Source organism: Pseudomonas sp. LPB4.O, from assembly GCF_038383825.1.
GTDB classification, from domain to species: domain Bacteria; phylum Pseudomonadota; class Gammaproteobacteria; order Pseudomonadales; family Pseudomonadaceae; genus Aquipseudomonas; species Aquipseudomonas putida.
Window position 1 is genome coordinate 4,100,102 of record NZ_CP151298.1, and the last position, 24,695, is coordinate 4,124,796.

The following is a 24,695-nucleotide window of genomic DNA, read 5'->3' on the forward strand; positions in this document are numbered from 1 at the left end:
GCACGATTCAAGGTGCGACGGTCACGTCCGCCTGGCCGCTCTGAGCCAGAGCCGCATGAATGAAACCTTCAGCTTTTTTTCGCTCAACGAATGCCCTTACGTATGCCGCGCCCGCATCCCGTCCACGTGGCACCGCCATTGCCTGGCGGATTGAGGTGAAGGCGTCTCCCAGCACGCGATAGCGCGGGTCGAGATCAGCTACCTTCTGCAAGGGTTGGCGCACGCCCGCAGCCGCATCGAGTTTTTGTTCAAGGAACAGATCAACCGCCCCTGCGGACGTGTCCGCGCGTTCAAGCTCGGCGTTCTTCAGGGTACGGGTCAGAAACAGATCGTAGGCAGCCCCCTTGCCCACTGCCAGCTTCAGCCCGGCTTGGTCCAGATCAACCACCGACTGAAAGGGGGAATCGCGCTCAACGAGGTACGTGCCTTCAATAATGACGTAGGGTTCGCTGAACGAGATCTGCGCCTCACGCACCGGATCGATAGCCAGAAACGCCAGGTTCCATACTCCCTCGTCCAACGCGGCAAAGACTTTGCCTGCGGCATCGAAAGTGCGCATTTCCAGCTTCACACCCAGTTCTTGCGCAAGGGCTTTGGCAAGTGCAACGGATACGCCTTGTGGCTCGCCATTCGGGCCACGCTGAGCGAGCACGGGGTTACCAAAGTTGATCGCAGCGTGCATGACGCCACCTGGGGCCAAGTCATCGAGTACCGCGGGGGTGATGGTTGTCATAGGGATCTCCTGAAAGGGGTTTACCAGATTGGCAAGGTATACGAAACGATCAAGCGATTCTCATCCGCGCCACGCGCAAGGTTCGCGCGGTAGGCCGCATTGCGCCAACGGATACCAACATTTTTCAATGCACCGGACTGGAATACGTATGCAATATCAGTATTGCGCTCCCACTCACGGCCTTCCCCGGCATGGGTAGCTGCATCAGCGTGATCGCCTTTGACATAGCGACTCATGAACGTCAGCCCAGGAATGCCGATGGCGGCAAAGTTGTAGTCGTAACGCAGCTGCCAGGAGCGTTCGCCAGGCTCGGCGAAATCGTTGATCTGGATATAGTTGGTGAGGTACGGATCCGTGCCATTGAGAAATGGCATCGAAGTGTCACCGTTCATTTTCTGTAGCCCGAGGCCAAATGCATGGCCGCCCAGGCTATAAGTGAACAACCCACTGAGCGCACCACTGTCGATGTTGCCAGCATTCGCGTTGCCAGCGTCGTCGCTCAGCATGTAGCGCAAATCGCTTTTGAGCTTACCGGGGCCAATGCTCCACGTGTGATTGATACCCAAAAAGTTTTGTCGGTACACGTCCTGCAGTTCGGCGTACTGGTAGCTAAGTGTCAGCCCTTTGTTAACCGCGTAATCAAATCCGCCCACCCAGTAATCATCACCTTCCACAGCACCGGTAAACCTGCGGTTCTTGTTGTTCAGGGTGATTTTCTGAGCGTCGGTCGAGTCACGATCAGTCACGCGATTGAAGCGTGCACCCGTCAGCGTGAAGCCCTCGATTTCGTTACTGGTCAGCAAGCCACCTTCGAAGGTCTGCGGCAGTATCCGCCCGGTATTGGCCTGCACGGTCGGTAGCTTAGGGATGAGTGTTCCGTAACTGAGCTCGCTTTCGGAAACCTTCACCTTGGCGGTCAGGCCGAGACGACTGAATTCATCGGCAGCGCGCCCATCGTCATGCACCGGCAGCAGGCCGGAACCGGATCGGTCAGGGCTTGAATCCAGCTTGATACCCAGCATTCCCAACGCATCAAGGCCAAAGCCCACAGTGCCTGGGGTGTAACCAGAGCGGAAATCGAAGAGGAATCCCTGGGCCCATTCTTCCCGCTTGGACTGGCCGGCACCCTCGCGAAAATCGCGATTGAAGTAGTAGTTTTGCAGTTGCAGGCTTGCCTTGCTGTCCTCGGCAAAACCTTCTGCACCGGCGGTACCGACGACCAGGCACGGGGACAGAGTGATCAGGGTGCGCAGGATGTTTTTGTTGTTGTGCATCTGGCGATTCCATTTTTTGGCATGACGCTGCCCGACCCGGAACAGGCCAGGAAGAAATTATTCGTTACGGGGATTGCTACGCGCTCTGGAACCGCCCTTACAAAGATTGGAATGCCCTGTAAGAGCGACTCTGTCAGCAGGTCAGTGGGCTGAAGCGGCCACTGGCTGATCGGGCTCTTTGTTGGTCACACGCATCAGTGCAGTCATCAGGAACGCGATGAGCAGCAGTGCGCTGAGGAACAGCAGGCCGGTAGCGGCGCTCTGGCTGTTGCCTTTAACCACACCAATCATTGAGGGGCCAACGAAGCCACCCAGGTTGCCGATGGAGTTGATTACCGCGATGGATACCGCTGCGGTAGCCCGATCAAGGAACAGCGTCGGCAGTGCCCAGAACGGGGATTTGAAGCTGTAGAGACCCGACAGTGCCACACAGATCATCGCCATTGAGGCCACAGGACTGGACAACATCCCCGCCCCCACCAGGCCCAAGGCCGCCACTGCAAGGGGGATCGCAGAATGCATCTTGCGCTCGTTTCGTCGGTCAGAGCTTCGCGACCAAATAACCATCGCAACCGTCGCAACGATATAGGGCAGCATTGCGATCAAACCGATTTGCGTGTGCGTGAGCTCGCTGGAGAAGCCTTTGATGATCTGCGGCATCCAGTAACCCACACCCAGGCTGCCGCACTGGTACACGAAATAGATGAAGGCCAGGTACAGCACCTTCTTGTTGACCATTGTCTTGAAAACACCCAATCGCTTGACGTTCTTGCGGCTCTGGCGATCACGTTCGAGCTCGGCGAGCAGCCAGTCTTTCTCCTGCTGGGTAAGCCATTTGGCCTGCTCCGGTTTGTCAGTCAGGAACAAGAAGCAGGCTATGCCAAGGAACACTGCCGGGACCCCTTCGAGGAACAGCATCCAACGCCAACCGCTCCAGTCGAGCCACTTGATGTTGTCCATGATCCAGGTCGAAAGCGGCGCGCCAATGATGTAGCTGACGGGGATTGCCGCGGTGAACAGCGCGACGGTAGTGGCCAGCTCCTTCGAGCGAAACCAGTAGGTCAGGTAGACGATCACGCCCGGAAAGAAGCCCGCCTCCGCCACGCCCAGGAAAAAGCGCAGCACGTAAAGCTGGTTGGCGGTCTGGGCGAAGGCGGTAGCGGCAGCAATCAGGCCCCAGGTCACCAGGATTCGGGCTATCCAGACCCGCGCACCGTATTTGTTGAGCATCACGTTGCTCGGCACTTCGAACAGGAAATAGCCGATGAAGAAGATCCCGGAAATGAAACCGAACGCCTCGCTGGTCAGGGCGAGTTCCTTGTTCATCTCCAGCGCGGCATAACCGATATTGGCGCGATCCAGATAGGAGACGATGTACAGCAAGAACATGAACGGGATGATCCGCAAGGTAACCTTGCGAACGACAGCCTGTTCATCGACAGTTTTGTTGTTGTTCATAAAGACCTCATCTGAGCGAACCGTAGCTCGCCTTTTAATTGTTATCGTTGCAGCAGGTATCAGGCGGAAAAGATCATGCAGACCGGGCTGCCGGTCGAAATCGAAAAATCTGTCTTGCTCAAACCACCGGTATGCGGATCGACAGCAAATGACACGATGCTGTCGCTGTCCTCATTGAGTGCAAACAGGAAACGCTGATTTGGCGTCAGGCTGAAGAAACGCGGCGTTTTCCCTTCGCTAGGCACGAAGTCGACAGGGCTCAACAGGCCGCTTCCTTGATCAATCTTGAACACAGCGATGCTGTCGTAGCCGCGATTGGAGGCATAGAGGAAACGCCCGCTGCGATCCACTTCGATCTCGGAAGCGCGGCTGTTGCCGGTATAGCTCGCCGGCAGCGACGGCAATACCTGGAACGGTTGCAGGGCACCACTGCGGAAGTCGAAACGGTAGCTGGTAACGGTTGAGTCCAGCTCGTTGATCACATAAGCGAAACCGGCTTTGGGGTGCATTGCGATATGACGCGGGCCAGAACCCTCCCGGGCAACAGCGAATGGCTGGTCGGCAGGGTGCAGCTTGCCGTTGTCAAAGCGGAAGCTGAACACTCGATCCAGGCCTTTATCCGGTACCAGAACGTAGTTCCCTGTTGCATCAAACGGGTTGAAATGCGGCTTGGCGAATGGCTGCTCAACCCGATGAGGGCCAGTGGGGCCTTCAAGCTTGAGCAATTGATTGATACCGCCCAAGGCGCCATTTTCTTCCACATTGAGCACTGCCAAGGTGCCGGTAATATGGTTGGAAACCACCAGGAACCGCTCGCTCGGGTCCAGCGCCAAATGCACCGGATTCTTGCCTTCACAGCTTTGGCGGTTGAGGAATGTCAGCTTCCCACTTGCCTTGTCGACGCTGAAGGCACTGACCTCACTGCGGTCGCCATGAACAGTGTAGAGGCGATCACCGGCGCGATTGAGGGCAAGAAACGAGGGATTCACCAAGTCGTCGACCAACTGCACCTGCTCCAGCGTGCCGGCGTCTTGATTCAACCGATAGACCGTGATGCCATCACCACGGGCATTGCGCTCCCGGGTTGTGCGCGATCCGACATAAGCGAACATTGGGGTATTACTCCCGCTTGCAGAATTGTTTGAAGACATGGCACTCGCGGCGCTGACCAACCCTGCAGGTAGCAATGAGCCCAGGATACCGAGGCCGGTGGCTGCACCTAAGTGCTTGATCAGCGTGCGACGGCATAACCCTGCGCGCGTGACGCTCGCGAGGTCAGGCGCAACAACGTTGGATTGTTCGCGATCCATGGACGAGTCCTTCTTATTGTTTTGGCCAAGTAGGGCCCCGCATGGGGCCTTTAAACATCAAGCCCGAGTGCGGGCAACAACCTTGCGGATCACGAACGGGAGCACACCACCATTGGCCAGGTAGCGCACTTCCTGCTGCGAATCCACACGCGCAATAACCTCGGCTTCATCACGACGGCCATCGGCGCGATGAACGATCAGCTTGATCAGGTTCTCGCCTACAGCCAGCTCATCAAGGCCCAGGAAATCGAACTGCTCGCTGCCATCCAAACGAAGGTCGTCAACGCTTTGGCCAGGTTTGAAGACCAGAGGCAGTACGCCCATGCCGATCAGATTGCTGCGGTGAATACGCTCGATGCTTTGCGCAACCACCGCCTTCACCCCAAGCAGGGCCTGTGCCTTCGCGGCCCAGTCACGGCTGGAGCCAGCGCCGTAGTTGATACCTGCAAAGACCACCATCGGTGTCTTGTGCAGGGCATAGCTTTTGGCGGCCTCGTACAGCGGTAAGCATTCGCTGTGGTCAGCATTCCACGCCCAGGCGCCCAGCCCTGGCTGCTGATCGCCAAGGAGACGGTTCTTAACTGATTTGTTGGTGAAGGCACCACGCAGCATCACTTCATGGTTACTGCGACGCGTGGAATACTGGTTGAGGTCCTGTGGATCCTCACCACGTTCGAGCAACCATTGGCCCGCCAAGCTATTGGCAGGGATCGCGCCTGCTGGCGAGATGTGGTCGGTGGTGACGTTGTCGCCAAGCACCATCAGCGCCCGAGCACCATTGATAGCCAGGGACGCATTGGGCTGCGCCTGGATATCCGCCAGGTATTGCGGACGACGCAGGTAGGTAGACTCGGGCCTCCAGGGAAACTGGACACTACCCTCGGCAGAAAGCGCCTGCCAATGGTGCGTACCCTCCCAGACAGTTGCCAGGCGATGCTGGAAGAACTCCGGCTTGACCACCTTGGCGACCTCATCGGCAATGTCAGCATCGCTTGGCATGAGATCCTGCAAGAATACCGGCTGGCCCCCAGCATCCGTGGCAAGCGGCTGCGAAGTCAGGTCGATATCGATGGTACCGGCGATGGCGTAGGCAACGCACAACGCCGGGGATGCCAGATAGCCTGCCGGTACTTTAGGGTTCACCCGGCCTTCGAAATTTCGGTTGCCGGACAACACGACCACGCCTTTGAGGCCTTGATCGGCGAAATGCTCAACGTGCTCTTCGAGCTTCCCCGAGTTGCCGATGCAGGTCATGCAACCGAAGCCCGCCAGATCGAAGCCCAATGCAGAAAAGTCTTCCAGCAGGTTGGCTTCAGCCAAGTAGTCTGCGACCACCTGCGAGCCAGGCGAGAGCGACGTCTTGACCCACGGCTTACGCTGAAGGCCCAGGCTCCGGGCCTTACGGGCGAGCAAACCCGCCTGGATCATCTGCGCCGGGTTTGCGGTGTTGGTACAGCTGGTAATAGCCGACATCACCACAGCGCCGTGAGTGATCGACTCACCAAAAGAAGGCTCGAAGAAGCTCTGCTCTTGCGGAGCTGTGATCAGCTTGCCGCCGCCCAGCACTTCATCCTGGAACGACGCTGCGGCCTTGGAAAGTGGCTGACGTTGGTGCGGTTGGTGTGGGCCTGCAACACTCGGCTCGATGCTCGCCAGATCAAGCTCGATGAGCTCGTCGAATTCCGGCTCGGCCAATTCGTCACGACGCCACAGCGGCTGGGCGCTCATGTAGGCGATGACTTGCTCGCGCAACTTGGCCGAACGACCGCTGAGCTCCAGGTAGGCCAACGTCTCGTTGTCGAACGGGAAGAACACAACCGTCGCCCCGTACTCGGGCGCCATGTTGGAGACTGTGCCACGTGCTGCCCAGCTAAGCGTGGAGAGGCCTGGCCCAGTGAACTCCACGAACTTGCCCACGACCGAGCGCTTACGCAGAATTTCTGCCACATGCAGGGACAAATCGGTGGCTGTTACACCTGGACGCATGGCATTGGTCACGCGGATACCAATCACTTTCGGGAAGCTGATCGGTACCGGTTCACCCACCATGGCGGCCTGCCCTTCCAGCCCACCAACGCCCCAGCCCAGCACACCAATGGCATTGATCATCGGCGTGTGGCTGTCGGTGGCGACCATGTCGTCAGGGTGGAGCAGGCGCTCCCCGTTCGCTGCGCGACTTTCCCAAACGACCTGGGCCAACGCCTCCATGTTCATCTGGTGAATGATGCCGGTACCCGGTGGGATCACACCAAAGTTGTCCAGGCTCTTCTGAGCCCATTTGATGAAACGGTAGCGCTCGCTGTTGCGGCGGAAGTCGATGTCCAGGTTCTGCTCGACCGCGTTCGCCTCGGCGTAGCGCTCGACGATTACCGAGTGGTCGATAGTCAGTACAGCGGGGATCAGCGGATTCATCGCCTGTGGATCGCCACCCAGCTCGGCGACAACATCCCGCATGCCGGCGAAGTCGGCCAAAGCAGGCAGGCAGGTGGTGTCATGGAACATCAGGCGGTTGGGCTGGAAAGGTACTTCGCAGTCCGGGCCCTGCCCGGTAGCTCTCGCCAACACTGACGGCAAGGCTTCTGGAGAGCAGCGTGCAACGTTCTCCAGCAGGATACGAATGGAATACGGCAGCTTTGCCAGCTGGCTGTGATCAAGCATCTTGCCCAGATCGACAATCGTGAACGAATCATCGTTGATTGTCAGGGGAGTAAAGAGGTCGCAGGCAGTCTCGGTCATGCTCATTTCGCTCGGCTTCTTATAGTGCTAGCAGGCATGCACGGAGCCATGCCTTAGGCGGTTGAGCCGATACTAAGAGCAGTCTGCGGGGATGAAAATTGGTCAATTACCACAACAGCGTTCTCCAAACGAGAACGCTGACGGACTGCTCTACTCTGGTAGCTTCAGGTGATCGATGAACGTTTTGAGCGTGGGGGATGCGGCTTCGTACTTTCTGACCACCAGTAACAGCGTGCGGTGTGCCCATGGCTCATCCAGGGTCACAGCCTTGAGCTTGTGGCTGCGCAGATACTGGTTGATGACACTACGAGGCAGCACAGCGATACCCAGCCCGGCAGACACCATCCTGCACATGCAGTCGAAGCTGCTAATCCGAATACGTAACTTGAGGCTCATACCCAGCTTGGCGGCCTCCGCTGTCAGCAAGGTGTGCATCGAGCTTTCAAGGTGAGGGCCAACGAATTCATGCTCCAGCACCTCCTTGAATTTGATGACCTTACGCGTGGCTAGCTCATGACCACTGGGGACCACCAAGGTCAACTCATCATGCCTGTAGGTCAGCGCCTCAAGCCCCTCTGAGGCTGTTTGTGCTGCAATGATCCCAAGATCAGCTCGCCCATCGGCCACTGCTCGGATCACCGCAGAACCCACTCGTTCCTCGATATCAAACTTGATCTGTGGGTACAACTGGGCAAAGCCGTCAACGTCCTGTGGCAAGAATTGGGACAGCGCGGAAGTGATGGCGTGGATGCGGATATGCCCCTTGACCCCGCTGGCGTAACCACTCAATTCCGTGTCGAGCTGCGCCATGGTTTGCTTGAGTTGCCTGGCATAGAACAGCAAGGACTGCCCCGCTGGCGTCAGCTCGACGCCGCGTGCATTACGCAGCAACAGAGGGGAGCCGATCTGCGCCTCAAGCTCAGTGATCCTTTTGCTGATGGCCGAGACCGCGACATGCTTGATTCGCCCTGCCCGAGTGAGGTTGCGCTCTTGAGCAACGGTGATGAAAAGGTCAAGGCTAGTGAGGTCGTAGCGCACTATTCAGTTCCTGGTAGATAGCTTTTGAAGCCCCGCGAGTGCAGTGGTCCAAAACCCATGGGGCCTGCGCCTGGCTCGTGCCGTCCCGGCGAGCCTGCAATCTGCGCTTACTCAGCTTGACGATGATCGGCCCGAAGCACAACGACCGCATTCCTTGCCAGAACGCCCGGCAACACGCAGAAACCAGCAACGTCCACCACCAGCACTAGAAATCCACCTTCCCCCTGCCCGCCTTGACAGTGCTCCGTCTGGCTTTGCCTTCGAGGCGGCGGGTCTTCGAGCCGAGGGTCGGCTTGGTGGGGCGGCGTTTCTTTTCGGTCTTGCCGGCAGCGATGATCAACTCGCCAAGACGCGCCAGTGCGTCAGCACGGTTCTGCTCCTGGGTGCGGTACTGCTGGGCCTTGATGATCAACACGCCGTCGCCGGTGATGCGACTGTCACGCAGCGCCAGCAGCCGCTCCTTGTAGAACTCGGGCAACGACGAGGCCGGGATGTCGAAGCGCAGGTGTACGGCGCTGGACACCTTGTTGACATTCTGCCCACCTGCGCCTTGCGCGCGGATATAGGTCAGTTCGATTTCGGCATCCGGCAGATGCACGTTATTGGAGATGATCAGCATGGTATGGCCCTTGTCATTGCCACCATTATCACAGCCTTAGCCGCTCCCCCCATAGAACAACACACGATTCCTTGCTATCCCCACCCAAGATGATGTCTATCTGTGTCGAAAAATCAGAATTTTTCGCTTTCTTGTAGGGCATTTCCCAAAGATACTGTTGCCGCCTATTTTCCGTTGCGGGTGCCCTTTTGGGCTCTAGTCTCGGCCTGTCGCTGCCCATCAGTGACACGGCTTTGACGGGCCGCGATGGTTTTGAGTTATGGCACCTTTTTATGGTGGCTGTACGTGCGGGCACGCTTGCGTGCGCCGGAGCTTCTCAATTCCGCCGGTCCGTCAACCCTCGTACAGCTGCCACCCTTTTGCTTGACGGCTGAGGGGTGGCAGCACTAATAGGGAATTGAACAATGCTCAAGATGGTCCCCGACCAACCCCACACGCTCCACTCCCTCGAAGATACCCTCATCCAAGCCGCGGAATATGCCGTCTGCGCGCTAGCCATTTCGCAACAAGCGATGCTGATGCAGCCCAAGTCACCTGCAGCGGTGCTGATGATGGCGACGACCCATGAACTTGAGTCCCTGCGCTCGTTACTTGAGTCCGCATTGATTCAGGCACAGACGCCGAACGAGCCGCGAATGCAGCACTGAGCCGATCAGGGAGATGGACCCATGACTACAGACAAATCGAACGAACAAACCACAGTAGGCAAGACCACGTTCTACCAGGGTGAAAACCAGACCCACCCACTGTTTCGCATCGAAGCCGGAATTCCCTGCAAAAGCGCCCGGGAGCAATCTTCGGAGTTGATGGGGTACGCGCGGGAGCTGACAATTATCGGATTGATGGAAGAGAAACGGATGATGATCTGGGCTGCTCACTATCTGAGTGCGCTGGCCAAGGCACTGATGGATGATGCCGAGCTGGGCATGATGCGCTGATTTGCCTGGCATCCGACATTGGCTCGAAAAGCGCCTACAGCCCCAACCTGATGCAACAAAGCCCCAGCATCTCTGCCGGGGCTTTGGCTGGGCTCAGAAGCTGTCAGGTGGGCTCTTTTCGAACTTCCACTTGGTCATCTTTTTGGCAGCATGGAAGCTTTTGCAGTTGGCGATGAACTCATTGCGGTCCCATTCCTTGGAGAGGCTCGCCAGGATTTGCTCATAGGTTTCACCCGAGCAATTCGCTTCGTTGGGTTCAGGCACCCTGTCTTCGGCAATGGCTGTAAGGCTCACGGCAACGCCAAGCGCTGCAACCAGACGTGCAAAAGGCACAATGGACATTCACTCACTCCTTTGAATTGACCCGCTCCAGAAGCCCGTTTTACAGGCCCCAAAAACGCAAAAAGCCCTGAATAATCAGGGCTTTGAATATGGCGGAAGCGTAGAGATTCGAACTCTAGGATAGTTGCCCATCGACGGTTTTCAAGACCGTTGCCTTAAACCACTCGGCCACGCTTCCAGCTCGTTTTGCGGCCGCCATAATACCGTAATGAAACACGCTGTCAAACTCTCTGTGTCGCGGGTTGCAGGAGCTCTGATAGACTCCTAGCATCTGAACGTCTGAAACCACAGGTTTTACCAAGGAGTGTCGCCATGCGCGAACAGGATTACGCCGTCCACCACGGCCAGCAGGTCGAGCAGCAGGAGATCAGCAAGGTCCTGCGCAACACGTACAGCCTGCTGGCGCTTACCCTCGCCTTCAGCGGTGTCATGGCATTCGTGGCCCAGCAGATGCGCGTCGGCTACCCGAACATATTTGTGGTATTGATCGGCTTCTACGGGCTGTTCTTCCTGACCAACAAGCTGCGTGATTCGGCTTGGGGCCTGGTGTCCACCTTCGCCCTCACCGGCTTCATGGGCTTCATCCTCGGCCCTATCCTCAACCGTTACCTGGGCATGGCCGGTGGCGCTGAAGTGGTCAGCTCGGCGTTTGCCATGACTGCGCTGGTGTTTGGTGGCCTGTCGGCTTATGTGCTGATCACCCGCAAGGACATGAGCTTCCTCAGCGGTTTCATCACTGCGGGCTTCTTCGTGTTGCTGGGTGCTGTCGTTGCCAGCTTCTTCTTCCAGATCAGCGGCCTGCAACTGGCGATCAGCGCTGGCTTCGTGCTGTTCTCGTCGGTCTGCATCCTGTTCCAGACCAGCGCGATCATTCATGGTGGCGAGCGTAACTACATCATGGCGACCATCAGCCTGTATGTGTCGATCTACAACCTGTTTGTCAGCCTGCTGCAGCTGTTTGGCATCATGGGTCGCGATGACTGATTGATTGCTGTGTGAGAAAGCCCGCTTCGGCGGGCTTTTTTGTGGGTTTTCGAAAGGGGACTGGGGTGCGGGGTGTACGTCGATAGAGGTTCAGTGCCTGATAAATCGACCGCCGCGCGGGCGGCGCTCGATTTCTGCCCCTCCCTATAACTCAAGGCGGACACCTGGCCCACCCTCACAACCCCGCCAACCGCAATTGCTGACCAAAAAGTCAGATAAACAAGCAAATGCTCGCCGATCATGCCGCCATCGTGCTTTTCTCTACCGCAATCCCTCTTCACCCCGTAGAATGCGCTCCTTTTTTCTTCCGGGGCAGCTTTCAGCAATGAGCTCACACGAACACAGCCCAGGCGCAGCGGCGCCTGCCAATGAACTGGTGCTTGGCCTGGAGGACAAGCCACGGCTGCTGATCGGCCTGCTGGCTGCCCTGCAGCACCTGCTGGCGATCATCGTGCCGATCGTTACCCCTGGCCTGCTGATCTGCCAGGCGCTGGGCGTTTCTGCGCGTGATACCAACCTGATCGTTTCCATGTCGCTGGTGATCTCGGGTATCGCCACCTTCGTCCAGTGCAAGCGCTTTGGCCCATTCGGCGCCGGGCTGCTGATTGTGCAGGGCACCAGTTTCAACTTTGTCGGCCCGCTGATTGCGGGCGGCGCGCTGATGGTCAAGCAAGGCACGCCGGTAGAGGGTGTGATGGCAGCCATCTTCGGCGTGGTGATTGCGGGCTCGTTCGTGGAGATGGGCGTGTCGCGCATCCTGCCGTTCGTCAAACGCCTGATCACCCCGCTGGTGACCGGTATCGTCGTGCTGATGATCGGCCTCACCTTGATCAAGGTCGGCCTGATCAGCATGGGCGGCGGCTTCGGCGCCATGGCCAATGGCACCTTTGCCAACGGCGATAACCTGCTGCTGTCGGGCGTGGTGCTGGCGATCATCGTGATCCTCAACCGCGTGCCGGTAGTGTGGATGCGCAGCTGCGCCATCGTCATTGCCCTGGCGGTTGGCTATGCACTGGCCGGCTACATGGGCCGCCTGGACTTTACCGGCATGCACGAGGCCGCGCTGTTCCAGGTGCCGACGCCGCTGCACTTCGGCCTGGGCTTCTCGTGGGCGCTGTTCATTCCGATGCTGGTGATTTACCTGGTGACTTCGCTGGAAGCCATCGGTGACGTTACCGCCACCAGCAAGGTGTCGCGCCAGCCGGTCGAAGGGCCGGTATGGATGCAGCGGATCAAGGGTGGCGTGCTGGTCAACGGTGCCAACTCGCTGCTGGCCGGTGTGTTCAATACCTTCCCCAGCTCGATCTTTGCCCAGAACAACGGGGTGATTCAGCTGACCGGCATTGCCAGCCGACATATCGGTATCTGGATCGCCGTGATGCTGGTGCTGCTGGGGCTGTTCCCGAGCGTCGCCGGGGTGATCCAGGCAGTGCCGGAGCCGGTGCTGGGTGGTGCGGCCATGGTGATGTTCGGGGCGGTTGCGGCTTCGGGGATCAATATTCTGGCCAGCACCCGGCTGGACCGCCGTGCGCTGCTGATCATTGCCGTGTCGTTGGCGCTGGGCCTGGGCGTGGCGCAGGTGCCGGAGTTCCTGGCGCATATGCCGGCGGCGATTCGCAATGTGCTGGAGTCGGGTGTGGCTACCGGGGGGATCTGTGCACTGGTGCTGAACTGGTTCTTGCCGGAGAGCAAGGAGCAGGCTTGAGTCTTGTGTGCTTCTGACAAGGCCATGGGGCTGCTTTGCAGCCCATCGCGACACAAGGCCGCTCCCACAGGGGTCGCGTAGGGCACACGGATACATAGAAAGCCCGCGCCGCTTGCACAAGCGGGCGCGGGCTTTTTTGCTTTATCATGGCGGCATTCCTTTGCATGAGTTAGCCATGAAATTCGCTATCGCGGTGTTCTCCCCGGCCCATGCGCCCTCCTCGCGGCGCGCCTTGCGCTACGCCGAGGCAGTGCTGGCCGGCGGGCATGAGATTGCCCGGCTGTTCTTTTATCAGGACGGGGTGCACAGTGCCTCGGCCAACGTGGTCGCGCCCCAGGACGAACTGGACGTGGCCAGCCAATGGCGTGCCTTTATCGAGACTCACCAGCTGGACGCCGTGGTTTGCATCGCCGCCGCCCTGCGCCGTGGCGTGCTCGACGAGGCCGAAGCCAACCGTTACCAGCGCCCGGCGGTGAACCTGCCCAAACCTTGGGAACTGTCGGGGCTTGGCCAGCTGCATGAAGCGGCGCAGGTTGCCGACCGCCTTGTCTGCTTTGGAGGCGACTGAAATGGCCAAATCCTTGTTGATCATCAGCCGTCAGGCCCCCTGGAATGGCCCATCGGCCCGCGAAGCGCTGGACATCGCCCTGGCAGGCGGGGCCTTCGACCTGCCGCTGGGCATGCTGTTCCTGGACGACGGGGTGTTCCAGCTCGCTCCCGGCCAGCAACCCACCGCCGTGCAACAGAAGAATCTGGCCGCCAACCTGCAGGCGCTGCCGATGTTCGGTGTCGAGGAGCTGTTCGCCTGCAGCCACAGCCTCACCCGCCGCGGCCTGGCAGTCGATGCCCTGGCGCTGCCGGTGCAAGTGCTGGATGACGCGGCCCTTGCCGCGCTGATCGCCCGTTTCGACCAGGTGGTAACGCTCTGATGACAACCCTGCATGTAATTGCCCACTCCCCGTTTGGCGACGAGCGCCTGGCCAGCTGCCTGCGCCTGCTCGGCACATACGACGCGTTGCTGCTGTGCGGCGATGCGGTGTATGCCCTGCGCAGCGGCAGCGAGCCGCACCGCCAGCTGCAAGCTGCCGGCCTGGCCCAGCGCCTGTTCGCCCTGGACGAGGATGTGCAAGCCCGCGCGGTCGACAACGACCTGGCCAAGGCCGTGGACTACGCCGGGTTCGTCGAACTGTCGCTGCATTACGACAAGGTCAACAGCTGGCTATGAGTACGCTCAACGTTGGCGATCAGGCGATCGCCCTGGACAAGGACGGCTTTCTGGTCGACCTGCAAGACTGGTCCCGCGCCGCCGCCGAGGCTTTGGCCGAGCGCGAGGGTATCCCATTGACGGCGGACCATTGGGAAATCCTCGAACTGCTGCGCCAGTTCTACCAGGAATACCAGCTGTCCCCGGCCACGCGCCCGCTGATCAAGTACACGGCCCTGAAGCTGGGCCCGGAAAAGGGCAACAGCCCGCACCTGAACCGCCTGTTCAATGGCACCCCCGCCAAACTTGCCGCCAAGCTGGCGGGCCTGCCCAAGCCGACCAACTGCATATGACCCAGCCCCTCTTGAATGAAGCTCGTCCCCTCACCCTGGAGACCCCCGCCGAACACCCGTTCGCTGAATTCGTGCGCATTCTTGGCAAAGGCAAGCGCGGCGCGCGCGGCCTGACCCGCGAAGAAGCCCGCGCGGCGATGACCCTGCTGCTGGAAGGCAAGGTCGAAGACACCCAGCTGGGTGCCTTCCTCATGCTGCTGCGCCACAAGGAAGAAAGCGCCGAAGAGCTGGCCGGCTTCACCGAGGCCCTGCGCGCCCACCTGCAGGCACCGAGCATTGCGGTGGACCTGGACTGGCCCACCTACGCCGGCAAGAAGCGCCACCTGCCCTGGTACCTGCTGGCGGCCAAGTGCCTGGCCGGCAATGGCGTGCGCATCCTGATGCACGGCGGCGGCGCACACACTGCCGGGCGCATGTACAGCGAGCAACTGCTCGACCTGCTGCAGATCCCGCTATGCCGCGACTGGGCCGCCGCCGGCAACGCCCTCGACCAGCACCAATTGGCGTTCTTCCCGCTGCACGACTGGGCGCCGCAGTTGCAGCGCATGATCGACCTGCGCAACACCTTGGGCCTGCGCTCGCCCATCCATTCGCTGGCCCGGGTACTCAACCCGCTGGGCGCACGCTGTGGCCTGCAAAGCATCTTCCACCCTGGCTACCAGGCCGTGCACCGTGAGGCCAGCCGCCTGTTGGGCGACCATGCTGTGGTGATCAAGGGCGATGGCGGCGAGATCGAGGTCAACCCCGATGTCATCAGCCACCTCTACGGCACCACGGCGGGCGAAGCGTGGGACGAAGAGTGGCCAGCGCTGAGCGAGCGCCGCCATGTCAAACCGGGCAGCCTGCAGGCCGAGCACCTGCGCGCGTTCTGGCGCGGTGAAGTGGAAGACAGTTATGGCGAAAAGGCCCTGATCGCGACCATGGCCTTGGCCCTGCGTGGCCTGGGGCAAGACCGCGAGCAGGCATTCGCGACAGCGCAAGGCTATTGGAATACGCGGAATAGATCGATTTAGCCGATAATAGCACCCCGATCTTTGCGCTATTTGTTCGAACGATTTGGCCTAGACTGGGCTCCAACGACAAACAACTTTGTTTCAGGAGCTCACCATGGGCCTTTTGATCGACGGCCGCTGGCACGACCAGTGGTATGAAAACGGCAAGGACGGCACGTTCAAACGCGAAAACGCCCAGCGCCGCAATCAGCTGCCCGCCCCGGAGGCTGGCCGTTACCACCTGTACGTCTCGCTGGCCTGCCCATGGGCCCACCGCACCCTGATCTTGCGTGCCCTGAAAGGCCTTGAGCCATTGATCGATGTGTCGGTGGTCAGCTGGCTGATGCAAGACAATGGCTGGACCTTCGACCAGCAGCAAGGCTCCAGCGGTGACCACCTCGACGGCCTGCAGTACCTGCACCAACGCTATACACAGGATGACCCGCATTACACCGGCCGCGTGACCGTGCCTGTGCTGTGGGACAAGCAAGAGAAACGTATCGTCAACAACGAGTCGTCGGAGATCATCCGCATCTTCAACAGCGCGTTCAACGAACTGACCGGCAATACGCTGGACCTGTACCCCGAGCCACTGCGGCCGACCATCGAGGCATTGAACGAGCGCATTTACCCGGCGGTGAACAATGGCGTGTACCGCGCAGGCTTTGCCACCACGCAAGACGCCTACGAGGCAGCGTTCGACGATGTGTTCAACGAGCTGGATCATCTGGAAGACGTGCTGAGCCGTAACCGCTACCTGGCCGGTGAGTACCTGACCGAGGCCGATGTACGCCTGTTTACCACGCTGGTGCGCTTCGATGCGGTGTACCACGGGCACTTCAAGTGCAACCTGCGCCGCCTCAGTGACTATCACAACCTGTCGAACTGGCTGCGTGAGCTGTACCAGTGGCCGGGGGTGGCGGGGACGGTGGATATGGAGCATATCCAGAAGCACTATTACATGAGCCACAAGACCATCAACCCGACCGGGATCGTGCCTAAGGGGCCTTTGCAGGACTTTGGCTTGCCGCATGATCGGGAGATGTTGGTGGGGAAAGGGATCTGGCAGGCTTGAGATAGCCGGGGCTGCTTTGCAGCCCATTCGCAGCACAAGGCTGCTCCTACAGGAATCACGCAGAGCTTCACGCGATCCCTGTAGGAGCAGCCTTGTGCTGCGAATGGGCCGCAAAGCGGCCCCGACAATTTCAGCTGTTCTGCGAACCTTCGAACCAGGCCAGCTTGTCACGCAACTGCACCACTTCCCCCACAATCACCAGGGTCGGCGCATGCACTTCATGCCGGGCCACCAGCTCTGGCAAGTCCGCCAAAGTACCGGTGAACACCCGCTGGTTACGCGTAGTCCCCTGCTGCACCAACGCCGCCGGGGTACTTGCCGCCCGGCCATGGCGAATCAGCTCGGCACAGATGGTCGGCAAACCGACCAACCCCATGTAGAACACCAACGTCTGCGCCGGCGCCACCAGGTCATTCCACGGCAGGTTGCTGGTGCCATCCTTCAGGTGCCCGGTGACGAAACGCACCGACTGGGCGTAGTCGCGGTGAGTCAGCGGTATACCGCCATAAGCGGAACAGCCACTGGCCGCAGTAATGCCCGGCACCACCTGGAACGGGATGCCATGCTCGGCCAGCTCTTCGATCTCTTCGCCACCCCGGCCGAAGATGAACGGGTCGCCACCCTTCAGGCGCAACACGCGTTTGCCCTGCTTGGCCAGGTCGACCAGCAGGCGGTTGATCTGGTCCTGGGGCACGGAATGGTCAGCACGGCGCTTGCCCACGTAGATGCGCTCGGCATCACGCCGGCACATCTCGATAATGGCAGGCGCCACCAGGCGGTCGTACAGCACCACATCGGCCTGCTGCATCAGGCGCAAGGCGCGGAAGGTGAGCAAGTCCGGGTCGCCCGGGCCAGCACCTACCAGGTACACCTCACCACCCTGCTGCACCGGCGCGCCATCCACCATCGCCTGCAACAGGCGTTCGGCCTCAGCGCCCTGCCCGGCCAGCTGGCGCTCGGCAATCGGCCCCTGGAACACGGTTTCCCAGAAGCCGCGACGCTGGTTGACGTCCGGGTACAAGGTTTTGACCTTGTGCCGGAAACGCGCAGCCAGCCCGGCCAGCTCACCATAGGCCGACGGAATCCAGGCCTCCAGCTTGGCGCGGATCAAACGCGCCAACACCGGGGCGTCACCGCCACTGGATACCGCAATCACCAGTGGTGAACGGTCGACAATCGCCGGGAAGATCACCGTGCACAGGGCCGGGGCATCCACCACGTTGACGGGCAGGCTGAGTGCCTGCGCATCCGCCGACACCTGGGCATTCAGCTCAGGGTCGTCGGTAGCCGCGATCACCAGCCGGCAACCGACCAGGTCGGCTGCCTGATAGCCACGCACCAGCACCTCACCGCCACCTTCCCGGGCCAACGCAGCCAACTGGCCGTCGACCTCCGGCGCCACCACGCGCAGCTCGCTACCGGCATCCGCCAGCAGGCGCGCCTTGCGCAAGGCGATCTCACCGCCACCGACGACCAGCACGCGGCCGCCTTGCAGCTTGTGGAACAGCGGCAGGTAATCCATTTAGCGGATGACCTCGACGCCGCCCATGTACGGCTTCAGCACGTCCGGTACACGGATAGAACCGTCGGCCTGCTGGTAGTTTTCCAGCACGGCAACCAGGGTACGGCCTACGGCCAGGCCGGAGCCGTTGAGGGTGTGCACCAGCTCTGGCTTGCCGGTTTCCGGGTTGCGCCAGCGGGCCTGCATGCGGCGTGCCTGGAAGTCGCCACAGTTGGAGCACGAGCTGATTTCGCGGTACTTGTCCTGGCTCGGTACCCACACTTCCAGGTCGTAGGTTTTCACCGCACCAAAGCCCATGTCTCCGGTGCACAGGGCCAGCACGCGGTACGGCAGCTCCAGCAGCTGCAGCACGCGCTCGGCGTTGGCGGTCAGGCCTTCCAGGGCTTCCATCGACTTGGCCGGTTCCACCACCTGCACCATCTCGACCTTGTCGAACTGGTGCTGGCGGATCATGCCGCGGGTGTCACGGCCAGAAGCACCGGCTTCACTGCGGAAGCAAGGGGTGTGGGCAACCAGTTTCAGCGGCAGCTGCTTGGCGTCGAGGATTTCACCCGCTACCAGGTTGGTCAGCGACACTTCGGCAGTCGGGATCAGGTAGAAGTCAGCTTCACCTTCGCGGGTGATCTTGAACAGGTCTTCCTCGAACTTCGGCAGCTGGCCAGTGCCCTGCAAGGCAGGCGCTTGCACCAGGTACGGGGTGTAGTGCTCCTCGTAGCCGTGCTCGCCGGTGTGCAGGTTGATCATGAACTGCGCCAGGGCGCGGTGCAGGCGGGCGATCGGGCCACGCAGCACGGCAAAGCGGGCACCAGACAGCTTGGCTGCGGCCTCGAAGTCCAGGCCACCGCTGACTTCGCCGAGGGCGACGTGGTCCTTGATTACAAAGTCAAAGGCGGTCGGCGTACCCCAACGGCGCACTTCGACGTTGTCATCCTCGCTGGCTCCGACCGGTACGCTGGCGTCCGGCAGGTTGGGGATGGTCAGCAGGATACCGTCCAGTTCGGCCTGAATGCCGTCCAGTTCGGTCTTGCCGGCAGCCAGCTCGTTAGCCATGCGCTCGACGTCGGCCATCAGTGGCGCGATGTCTTCGCCCTTGGCCTTGGCCTGGCCGATGGACTTGGAACGGGCGTTACGCTCGGCCTGCAGCTGCTCGGTACGGGTCTGCACCGCCTTGCGGCGCTCTTCCAGTGATTCGATGCGCGCGACATCCAGGCTGAAGCCACGGGAGGCCAGGCGTTGCGCCACTTCCTGAAGTTGGCCGCGTAACAGTTTGGAATCGAGCATATCGTTCTCTCGTTATAGGTAGGTGTTGGTTCAGAATCGGGTCAAAGACAGACCGGCCCAGGTCGCGAGCAGCCCGCCCACCACGCTGATACTGGTATAGCCCAAGGCAAGGGGCACTTGCCCGCTTTCCATCAGGCGCACGGTATCGAGCGAGAAAGAGGAAAAGGTTGTAAGGCCTCCGAGGAAGCCGACAATCAAGCCAGCGCGCAGCTCGACCGGCGCCAGCGGCTTGTGCAAGAACAAGCCATAGAGCAGGCCGATCAGCAGGCAGCCAACCAGGTTGACTGCCAGCGTACCGGCATAGAAGTGACGTGGCCAGTGGGCCGCTACCCAGTTGGCGGTAGCGAAGCGCAACAAGGTGCCGGCGATACCGCCCGCGCTGACGGCGGCAATGAGTGCAATCACGGTTTTCTCCGCTGGCGGGGGCTGTTGCGATCGAGGTCGGCCAGGTGGCGCAGCTTCTCGCCAATCTTCAGTTCCAGGCCACGGGGCACCGGCTGGTAGTACGGGCGTGGCTCCAGCTCATCGGGGAAGTAATCTTCACCAGCGGCGTAGGCATCGGGTTCATCGTGGGCATAACGGTACTCGTCGCCATAGCCCAGTTGTTTCATCAGCTTGGTCGGGGCGTTGCGCAGGTGCAACGGCACTTCCAGCGAGCCATGCTCGGCCGCTTCGCGCAGGGCGGTCTTGAAGCCCATGTACACCGCGTTGCTCTTTGGCGCACAGGCCAGGTAGGTAATGGCCTGGGCCACCGCCAGTTCGCCCTCGGGGCTGCCCAGGCGCTCCTGCACGTCCCAGGCCGCCAGGCACAGGCCAAGCGCGCGCGGGTCGGCGTTGCCGATGTCCTCGCTGGCCATGCGCACCACGCGGCGGGCGATATACAGCGGGTCGCAGCCGCCGTCGAGCATGCGGGCAAACCAGTACAGGGCGCCATCGGGGTTGGAGCCGCGCACCGACTTGTGCAGCGCGGAAATCTGGTCGTAGAACGCCTCGCCGCCCTTGTCGAAGCGGCGACGGCTGTCACCCAGCAGGCTCTGCAGCATCTCGACGTCGATTTCGCTGCCGTCTTCCGCCAGGTCCGAGGCGTTCTCAAGGAAATTGAGCATGCGCCGGCCATCACCGTCGGCGGCGGCCATCAGCATCTTGAAGGCGTCGTCGCCCACCCGCAGGTTGCGCTTGCCCAGGCCACGCTCTTCCGTCAGCGCACGGTTGACCAGCTTGCGCAGGGCCGCCTCGTCCAGGCTCTTGAGCACATACACCCGCGCCCGCGACAGCAGCGCGTTGTTCAGCTCGAACGACGGGTTCTCGGTGGTGGCGCCGATGAACAGCAGGGTGCCGTCTTCCACATAGGGTAAAAAGGCGTCCTGCTGCGACTTGTTGAAGCGGTGCACTTCGTCGACGAACAGGATGGTGCGCCGGCCATACTGGCCGGCCTGCTGCTTGGCTACCTCGACCGCCTGGCGAATCTCTTTGACCCCGGCCAGTACCGCCGACACCGTCTCGAAGTGCGCATCGCAGAACTGCGCCAGCAGCCGCGCCAGGGTGGTCTTGCCCACCCCAGGCGGCCCCCAGAAGATCATCGAGTGCAGCGCGCCCTGCTCCAGCGCCTCACGCAGCGGTTTGCCGCGTGCCAGCAGGTGCTCCTGGCCGACGTATTCGTCCAGGTTGGACGGGCGCAGGCGGGCGGCCAGGGGCTGGGCAACGGGTTCGCTTCGAAACAGGTCCATGACGAGCTCCGGTTACTCCTTGATCACGTCCGCGCCCTTGGGGATGTCGAACTTGAACTTGCTGTCCGGCACCGCCTGGTTGGCCTTGACGCCATTGAACAGGATATTGGTGCGCTGGCCGACGCTGTCGATCAGCTGCATGTCATTGATCAGGCCCTTGCGGAACGACACGCGCAGCGAATCGAACAGGGTGTCCTTGGTCTTCGGCTTGAGGGTGAAGTCCATTACTTCGCCCTGCTCTTTCGAGACGATGTCGAAACTCTGGCTGATCTTCGACACGTCACCGGACAATAGCAGTGCCGGGGTCTGGTTCAGGCGCACGTCGAGCTTCTTGACGGTGGCCTGTTCCAGGTCCGGGTCCCACAGGGTAACCATCTTGCCATCAGACACCACCACCTGCTCCTGCGGCGCATTGGTGTGCCAGTAGAACAGGCCGGGGCGCTTGACGGTCATCTGGCCAGCGGTTTCCTGCAGGCTGGCGCCGTCGGCACCCAAGGTCAATTGAGAGAAATTGGCCTCGATGGTCTGCGACTTTTCAAGCAGCTGGGTCAGGCGTTGTACATCTTGCTCACCGGCAAAAGCCGAAACGCTGCCCAGAGCAAGGGCAGAAACCAACAGCATGCGAATCGCGCGCATGGTAATCCTCATTGAGCATTGAAAAGGCCGGGCGCCACCGTTGGCGCCCGGCAAGGTATTCATCAGTCGCGCGGGCCGCCCGGGGCAATCACTTCCCGCGAGCCGTTGCTGTTCATCGGGGTGACCACGCCAGCCATTTCCATGGCTTCGATCATGCGGGCGGCGCGGTTGTAGCCGATCTTCAGCTTGCGTTGCACGGCCGAGATCGACGCACGGCGGCTTTCCAGCACGAATTGCACGGCCTCATCATACAGGGCGTCGCTTTCCGAATCATCGCCATCGCCACCACCGCCGCCGCCTTCAAAGCCGCTGCCGGCCTCTTCCACGCCGTTGAGGATGTCGTCGTTGTAGTCCGGCGCGCCGCGCAGCTTCCACGCTTCCACCACGCGGTGCACTTCGTCGTCGGAGACGAACGCACCGTGCACGCGGATCGGCAGGCTGGTACCCGGCGGCATGTACAGCATGTCACCGTGGCCCAGCAGCTGCTCGGCGCCACCTTGGTCGATGATGGTGCGCGAGTCGATCTTGCTCGACACCTGGAACGCCATGCGGGTCGGGATGTTGGCCTTGATCAGGCCGGTGATCACGTCCACCGACGGGCGCTGGGTGGCAAGAATCAGGTGGATACCCGCCGCCCGCGCTTTCTGGGCGATACGGGCAATCAGCTCTTCGACCTTCTTGCCGACGATCATCATCATGTCGGCGAATTCGTCGACCACCACCACGATTGTCGGCAGGGTTTTCAGCGCAGGCGGCACGTCGTCCATGCTCTCGCGGCGGAACAGCGGGTCATGGATGACCTCGCCGGCTTCCTCGGCATCCTTGATCTTGCGGTTGAAGCCGCCAAGGTTACGCACGCCCATGGCCGCCATCAGCTTGTAGCGCCGCTCCATCTCGGCCACGCTCCAGCGCAGGGCGTTGGCAGCGTCCTTCATGTCGGTAACCACCGGGCACAGCAAATGCGGGATGCCTTCGTAGATCGACAGTTCGAGCATTTTCGGGTCGATCATGATCAACCGCGCGTCTTCCGGGCCAGACTTGAACAGGATCGACAGGATCATCGCGTTCACACCCACCGACTTACCGGAGCCGGTGGTACCGGCCACCAGCAGGTGTGGCATCTTGGCCAGGTCGGTGATCACCGGCTTGCCGCCGATGTCGTGGCCCAGGGCCAGGGTGACCGGCGATTTCTGCTCCTCGAACTGCGGCGTGGCCAGCACTTCGGAGAAGCGCACCATCTGCCGGTTTTCGTTGGGGATCTCGATACCCACGGTGGTCTTGCCAGGGATTACCTCAACCACTCGCACGCTGGTCACGGCCAGCGAACGCGCCAGGTCCTTGGCCAGGTTGGCGATGCGGCTGACCTTCACGCCAGCGGCCGGCTGGATTTCATAACGGGTAATCACTGGGCCTGGGTGGATCGAGTCCACCGCCACTTCAACGCCGAATTCCTTGAGCTTGATTTCCAGCAACTGGCCGACACTGGCCAGGGATTCTGGCGAGTACTCGATCTTTTTCTGCTCGGCCGGGTCGAGAATCGAGATCGACGGCAGGGTGCCTTCGATGGCGCTGTCGACGAACAGCGGCGCCTGCTTCTCTTTCATCACGCGCTTGCTCGGCTCAGGTGCCTTGGCCGCTGCCGGTGGCACGATGGTCGGGCCCGCAGGCTGCTCGCGGGGCACCACGGCTTCACGCGCCACTACCGGCTCGCGCGGCACCACGGGCTCACGGGCAAGGGTCGGTTCGCGTTGCACAACAGGCTGGGCGGGCGTTTCTTCACGCTTGAAGATGCGCTCGCGCAACGCCGGTTTGGCCGGTTCCCGCTTGTCGGCAGCCGTCGGCGGTGCCTTGAAGACTGGCTCGTCCTCACGCAGCTGCGCCTCCAGGCGTTTGCGCTCGTTGCGCGCCTCCCACCAGCGGTTGGCGGCGCCCTGCACCAACTCGAACAGGTCGAGGGTGATCTTGCCGGTCAGGTCCATCACCTTGAACCACGACAAATCGGTGAACACGGTCAGGCCGAACAGGAACAGGGCAATGAACATCAGCGTACTGCCCTGCACGTTCAGCAGGTTGCGCGCCAGCTCGCCAAGGCTCTCGCCCAGCGCGCCACCCGCGGAAAACGGCATGCTCGCCGGCGGATGGAAGTGGATATGCGCCAGCGCTGCACCGGACAGCACCAGGAACACCAGGCCGATCAATCGCCAGGAGAACAGCCAGCCGCTCCAGTCCCACGGCTGATGGCGCTCGCGGAAGATCTGCCAGGTCTTGACCGCCAGCAACAGCGGGAAGATGTAGGCGAAGTAACCCAGCACCATGAACAGGATGTCGGCGAAGTAGGCACCGGCCCGCCCGGCGGCGTTCTGCACCTGGTCGACGTTGCTGGTGTGGCTGAAGCCTGGGTCGGAGGTGTCGTAGGTCAGCAGCGCCATCCACAGGTACAGGCACAGGGCGCCGATCGCGATCAACGCACCTTCCTTGAGGCGGTAATGCAGCTGCTGCCGCCACAGGGGCACAGGCAAAGGAGCTGGGGTTGCGGTGGATTTCTTCAAAACGCGTCTATTCCTGCGCGTGGTGCGCGTCCAATAGTGATCGGCAGCTGTGCGGCCAATGAACCACTACTTTTAACATTACTGCCCGCCAGCCGCCATGGCGGCACGCCGCATGGGGGGTTTGCCGGGGGCGACTTTCACATGGCTGCAATTTGAGCATGCATTTTCTTTTGTGACAAAGGCTTATGCTGTGTTTTTGCACAGGTGTGACCGCAAATG

At 60.9% G+C, this 24,695-nt stretch carries 24 protein-coding genes and 1 tRNA gene; 10 read left to right on the plus strand and 15 right to left on the minus strand.

The window, feature by feature from the left end; genetic code table 11:
- Window positions 1-7: 7 nt before the first annotated feature.
- The 7 genes from MRBLPB4O_RS18675 to arfB form a co-directional block, all read right to left on the minus strand.
- Window positions 8-733: a transporter substrate-binding domain-containing protein gene (locus tag MRBLPB4O_RS18675; protein WP_341796231.1), complete on the minus strand. Its 726-nt coding sequence runs from the start codon at window positions 731-733 to the stop codon at window positions 8-10.
- Window positions 734-753: 20 nt separating this feature from the next.
- Window positions 754-2,007 carry an OprD family porin gene (locus tag MRBLPB4O_RS18680; RefSeq protein WP_341796232.1) on the minus strand — a complete coding sequence of 418 codons (1,254 nt, stop codon included), beginning with the start codon at window positions 2,005-2,007 and terminating at the stop codon, window positions 754-756.
- A 141-nt stretch (window positions 2,008-2,148) separates the two neighbouring features.
- On the minus strand, window positions 2,149-3,465 hold the full coding sequence (locus tag MRBLPB4O_RS18685; protein WP_019472011.1) for an MFS transporter: 1,317 nt from the start codon (window positions 3,463-3,465) through the stop codon (window positions 2,149-2,151).
- 59 nt (window positions 3,466-3,524) lie between these two features.
- Window positions 3,525-4,577, minus strand: a complete 1,053-nt coding sequence (locus MRBLPB4O_RS18690; RefSeq protein ID WP_341798909.1) for a lactonase family protein — start codon at window positions 4,575-4,577, stop codon at window positions 3,525-3,527.
- A 255-nt stretch (window positions 4,578-4,832) separates the two neighbouring features.
- Window positions 4,833-7,511, minus strand: coding sequence for an aconitate hydratase AcnA (gene acnA, locus MRBLPB4O_RS18695; protein WP_341796233.1), 2,679 nt, complete (start codon window positions 7,509-7,511; stop codon window positions 4,833-4,835).
- Between the two features lie 150 nt (window positions 7,512-7,661).
- Window positions 7,662-8,549, minus strand: a complete 888-nt coding sequence (locus tag MRBLPB4O_RS18700; protein WP_132841721.1) for a LysR substrate-binding domain-containing protein — start codon at window positions 8,547-8,549, stop codon at window positions 7,662-7,664.
- 205 nt (window positions 8,550-8,754) lie between these two features.
- Window positions 8,755-9,168 (minus strand): alternative ribosome rescue aminoacyl-tRNA hydrolase ArfB, encoded by a 414-nt coding sequence (arfB, locus tag MRBLPB4O_RS18705; protein WP_197898275.1) that lies wholly within the window; start codon window positions 9,166-9,168, stop codon window positions 8,755-8,757.
- Between the two features lie 404 nt (window positions 9,169-9,572).
- Between arfB and MRBLPB4O_RS18710 the strand changes: the two genes are divergently transcribed.
- Window positions 9,573-9,815, plus strand: a complete 243-nt coding sequence (locus tag MRBLPB4O_RS18710) for a hypothetical protein (RefSeq protein ID WP_341796234.1) — start codon at window positions 9,573-9,575, stop codon at window positions 9,813-9,815.
- Window positions 9,816-9,836: 21 nt separating this feature from the next.
- The gene (locus MRBLPB4O_RS18715; RefSeq protein WP_341796235.1) at window positions 9,837-10,106 is read left to right on the plus strand and encodes a DUF3077 domain-containing protein; all 270 of its coding nucleotides are present in this window, start codon (window positions 9,837-9,839) and stop codon (window positions 10,104-10,106) included.
- Between the two features lie 93 nt (window positions 10,107-10,199).
- Here MRBLPB4O_RS18715 and trbK read toward each other — a convergent pair whose 3' ends face one another.
- Together trbK and MRBLPB4O_RS18725 are read right to left on the minus strand one after the other, a co-directional pair.
- The gene (gene trbK / locus MRBLPB4O_RS18720) at window positions 10,200-10,448 is read right to left on the minus strand and encodes an entry exclusion lipoprotein TrbK (protein WP_016498870.1); all 249 of its coding nucleotides are present in this window, start codon (window positions 10,446-10,448) and stop codon (window positions 10,200-10,202) included.
- Window positions 10,449-10,538: 90 nt separating this feature from the next.
- A tRNA-Ser gene (locus MRBLPB4O_RS18725) sits at window positions 10,539-10,626 on the minus strand.
- A gap of 134 nt (window positions 10,627-10,760) precedes the next feature.
- On the opposite strand from MRBLPB4O_RS18725, the gene MRBLPB4O_RS18730 reads away from it, so the two are divergent.
- From MRBLPB4O_RS18730 to MRBLPB4O_RS18765, 8 genes are all read left to right on the plus strand, one after another.
- On the plus strand, window positions 10,761-11,432 hold the full coding sequence (locus tag MRBLPB4O_RS18730; protein ID WP_019471940.1) for a Bax inhibitor-1/YccA family protein: 672 nt from the start codon (window positions 10,761-10,763) through the stop codon (window positions 11,430-11,432).
- Window positions 11,433-11,757: 325 nt separating this feature from the next.
- On the plus strand, window positions 11,758-13,137 hold the full coding sequence (locus tag MRBLPB4O_RS18735) for a uracil-xanthine permease family protein (RefSeq protein WP_061203131.1): 1,380 nt from the start codon (window positions 11,758-11,760) through the stop codon (window positions 13,135-13,137).
- 175 nt (window positions 13,138-13,312) lie between these two features.
- Window positions 13,313-13,705, plus strand: a complete 393-nt coding sequence (gene tusD, locus MRBLPB4O_RS18740) for a sulfurtransferase complex subunit TusD (protein WP_016498868.1) — start codon at window positions 13,313-13,315, stop codon at window positions 13,703-13,705.
- A gap of 1 nt (window position 13,706) precedes the next feature.
- Window positions 13,707-14,066: a sulfurtransferase complex subunit TusC gene (gene tusC / locus MRBLPB4O_RS18745; RefSeq protein ID WP_016498867.1), complete on the plus strand. Its 360-nt coding sequence runs from the start codon at window positions 13,707-13,709 to the stop codon at window positions 14,064-14,066.
- On the plus strand, window positions 14,066-14,362 hold the full coding sequence (gene tusB, locus MRBLPB4O_RS18750) for a sulfurtransferase complex subunit TusB (RefSeq protein ID WP_341796236.1): 297 nt from the start codon (window positions 14,066-14,068) through the stop codon (window positions 14,360-14,362). Before tusC ends, tusB begins: the two co-directional genes overlap by 1 nt.
- A complete protein-coding gene (locus MRBLPB4O_RS18755; protein WP_016488112.1) occupies window positions 14,359-14,694 on the plus strand; it encodes a TusE/DsrC/DsvC family sulfur relay protein in 336 nt (111 codons plus the stop codon). Before tusB ends, MRBLPB4O_RS18755 begins: the two co-directional genes overlap by 4 nt.
- An 11-nt stretch (window positions 14,695-14,705) precedes the next feature.
- On the plus strand, window positions 14,706-15,707 hold the full coding sequence (locus tag MRBLPB4O_RS18760; protein WP_341798910.1) for a glycosyl transferase family protein: 1,002 nt from the start codon (window positions 14,706-14,708) through the stop codon (window positions 15,705-15,707).
- A gap of 94 nt (window positions 15,708-15,801) precedes the next feature.
- Complete coding sequence (locus tag MRBLPB4O_RS18765; RefSeq protein ID WP_341796237.1) at window positions 15,802-16,761, plus strand: glutathione S-transferase family protein; 960 nt, start codon at window positions 15,802-15,804, stop codon at window positions 16,759-16,761.
- 130 nt (window positions 16,762-16,891) lie between these two features.
- Here the strand turns inward: MRBLPB4O_RS18765 and cysG are convergent, their stop codons facing one another.
- The 6 genes from cysG to MRBLPB4O_RS18795 form a co-directional block, all read right to left on the minus strand.
- Complete coding sequence (gene cysG, locus MRBLPB4O_RS18770) at window positions 16,892-18,283, minus strand: siroheme synthase CysG (protein ID WP_341796238.1); 1,392 nt, start codon at window positions 18,281-18,283, stop codon at window positions 16,892-16,894.
- Complete coding sequence (gene serS, locus MRBLPB4O_RS18775) at window positions 18,284-19,564, minus strand: serine--tRNA ligase (protein WP_102689951.1); 1,281 nt, start codon at window positions 19,562-19,564, stop codon at window positions 18,284-18,286.
- 30 nt (window positions 19,565-19,594) lie between these two features.
- Entirely contained in the window at window positions 19,595-19,969 is a 375-nt protein-coding gene (crcB, locus tag MRBLPB4O_RS18780) for a fluoride efflux transporter CrcB (RefSeq protein WP_016711494.1), read from the minus strand.
- On the minus strand, window positions 19,966-21,291 hold the full coding sequence (locus tag MRBLPB4O_RS18785; RefSeq protein ID WP_341796239.1) for a replication-associated recombination protein A: 1,326 nt from the start codon (window positions 21,289-21,291) through the stop codon (window positions 19,966-19,968). The genes crcB and MRBLPB4O_RS18785 overlap by 4 nt, the downstream gene beginning before the upstream one ends.
- A 12-nt stretch (window positions 21,292-21,303) precedes the next feature.
- The gene (lolA, locus tag MRBLPB4O_RS18790) at window positions 21,304-21,927 is read right to left on the minus strand and encodes an outer membrane lipoprotein chaperone LolA (protein WP_341796240.1); all 624 of its coding nucleotides are present in this window, start codon (window positions 21,925-21,927) and stop codon (window positions 21,304-21,306) included.
- A gap of 62 nt (window positions 21,928-21,989) precedes the next feature.
- Window positions 21,990-24,476, minus strand: a complete 2,487-nt coding sequence (locus MRBLPB4O_RS18795; protein WP_341796241.1) for a DNA translocase FtsK 4TM domain-containing protein — start codon at window positions 24,474-24,476, stop codon at window positions 21,990-21,992.
- Window positions 24,477-24,695 lie beyond the last annotated feature (219 nt).

Excerpts from the sequence above, each read along its gene's own strand:
- MRBLPB4O_RS18675 (WP_341796231.1), bottom strand. The coding sequence starts at position 733 with ATGACAACCATCACCCCCGCGGTACTCGATGACTTGGCCCCAGGTGGC.
- MRBLPB4O_RS18680 (WP_341796232.1), bottom strand. The coding sequence starts at position 2,007 with ATGCACAACAACAAAAACATCCTGCGCACCCTGATCACTCTGTCCCCG.
- MRBLPB4O_RS18685 (WP_019472011.1), bottom strand. The coding sequence starts at position 3,465 with ATGAACAACAACAAAACTGTCGATGAACAGGCTGTCGTTCGCAAGGTT.
- MRBLPB4O_RS18690 (WP_341798909.1), bottom strand. The coding sequence starts at position 4,577 with ATGTTCGCTTATGTCGGATCGCGCACAACCCGGGAGCGCAATGCCCGT.
- acnA (WP_341796233.1), bottom strand. The coding sequence starts at position 7,511 with ATGACCGAGACTGCCTGCGACCTCTTTACTCCCCTGACAATCAACGAT.
- arfB (WP_197898275.1), bottom strand. The coding sequence starts at position 9,168 with ATGCTGATCATCTCCAATAACGTGCATCTGCCGGATGCCGAAATCGAA.
- MRBLPB4O_RS18710 (WP_341796234.1), top strand. The coding sequence starts at position 9,573 with ATGCTCAAGATGGTCCCCGACCAACCCCACACGCTCCACTCCCTCGAA.
- MRBLPB4O_RS18715 (WP_341796235.1), top strand. The coding sequence starts at position 9,837 with ATGACTACAGACAAATCGAACGAACAAACCACAGTAGGCAAGACCACG.
- trbK (WP_016498870.1), bottom strand. The coding sequence starts at position 10,448 with ATGTCCATTGTGCCTTTTGCACGTCTGGTTGCAGCGCTTGGCGTTGCC.
- MRBLPB4O_RS18730 (WP_019471940.1), top strand. The coding sequence starts at position 10,761 with ATGCGCGAACAGGATTACGCCGTCCACCACGGCCAGCAGGTCGAGCAG.
- MRBLPB4O_RS18735 (WP_061203131.1), top strand. The coding sequence starts at position 11,758 with ATGAGCTCACACGAACACAGCCCAGGCGCAGCGGCGCCTGCCAATGAA.
- tusD (WP_016498868.1), top strand. The coding sequence starts at position 13,313 with ATGAAATTCGCTATCGCGGTGTTCTCCCCGGCCCATGCGCCCTCCTCG.
- tusC (WP_016498867.1), top strand. The coding sequence starts at position 13,707 with ATGGCCAAATCCTTGTTGATCATCAGCCGTCAGGCCCCCTGGAATGGC.
- tusB (WP_341796236.1), top strand. The coding sequence starts at position 14,066 with ATGACAACCCTGCATGTAATTGCCCACTCCCCGTTTGGCGACGAGCGC.
- MRBLPB4O_RS18755 (WP_016488112.1), top strand. The coding sequence starts at position 14,359 with ATGAGTACGCTCAACGTTGGCGATCAGGCGATCGCCCTGGACAAGGAC.
- MRBLPB4O_RS18765 (WP_341796237.1), top strand. The coding sequence starts at position 15,802 with ATGGGCCTTTTGATCGACGGCCGCTGGCACGACCAGTGGTATGAAAAC.
- cysG (WP_341796238.1), bottom strand. The coding sequence starts at position 18,283 with ATGGATTACCTGCCGCTGTTCCACAAGCTGCAAGGCGGCCGCGTGCTG.
- serS (WP_102689951.1), bottom strand. The coding sequence starts at position 19,564 with ATGCTCGATTCCAAACTGTTACGCGGCCAACTTCAGGAAGTGGCGCAA.
- MRBLPB4O_RS18785 (WP_341796239.1), bottom strand. The coding sequence starts at position 21,291 with ATGGACCTGTTTCGAAGCGAACCCGTTGCCCAGCCCCTGGCCGCCCGC.
- lolA (WP_341796240.1), bottom strand. The coding sequence starts at position 21,927 with ATGCGCGCGATTCGCATGCTGTTGGTTTCTGCCCTTGCTCTGGGCAGC.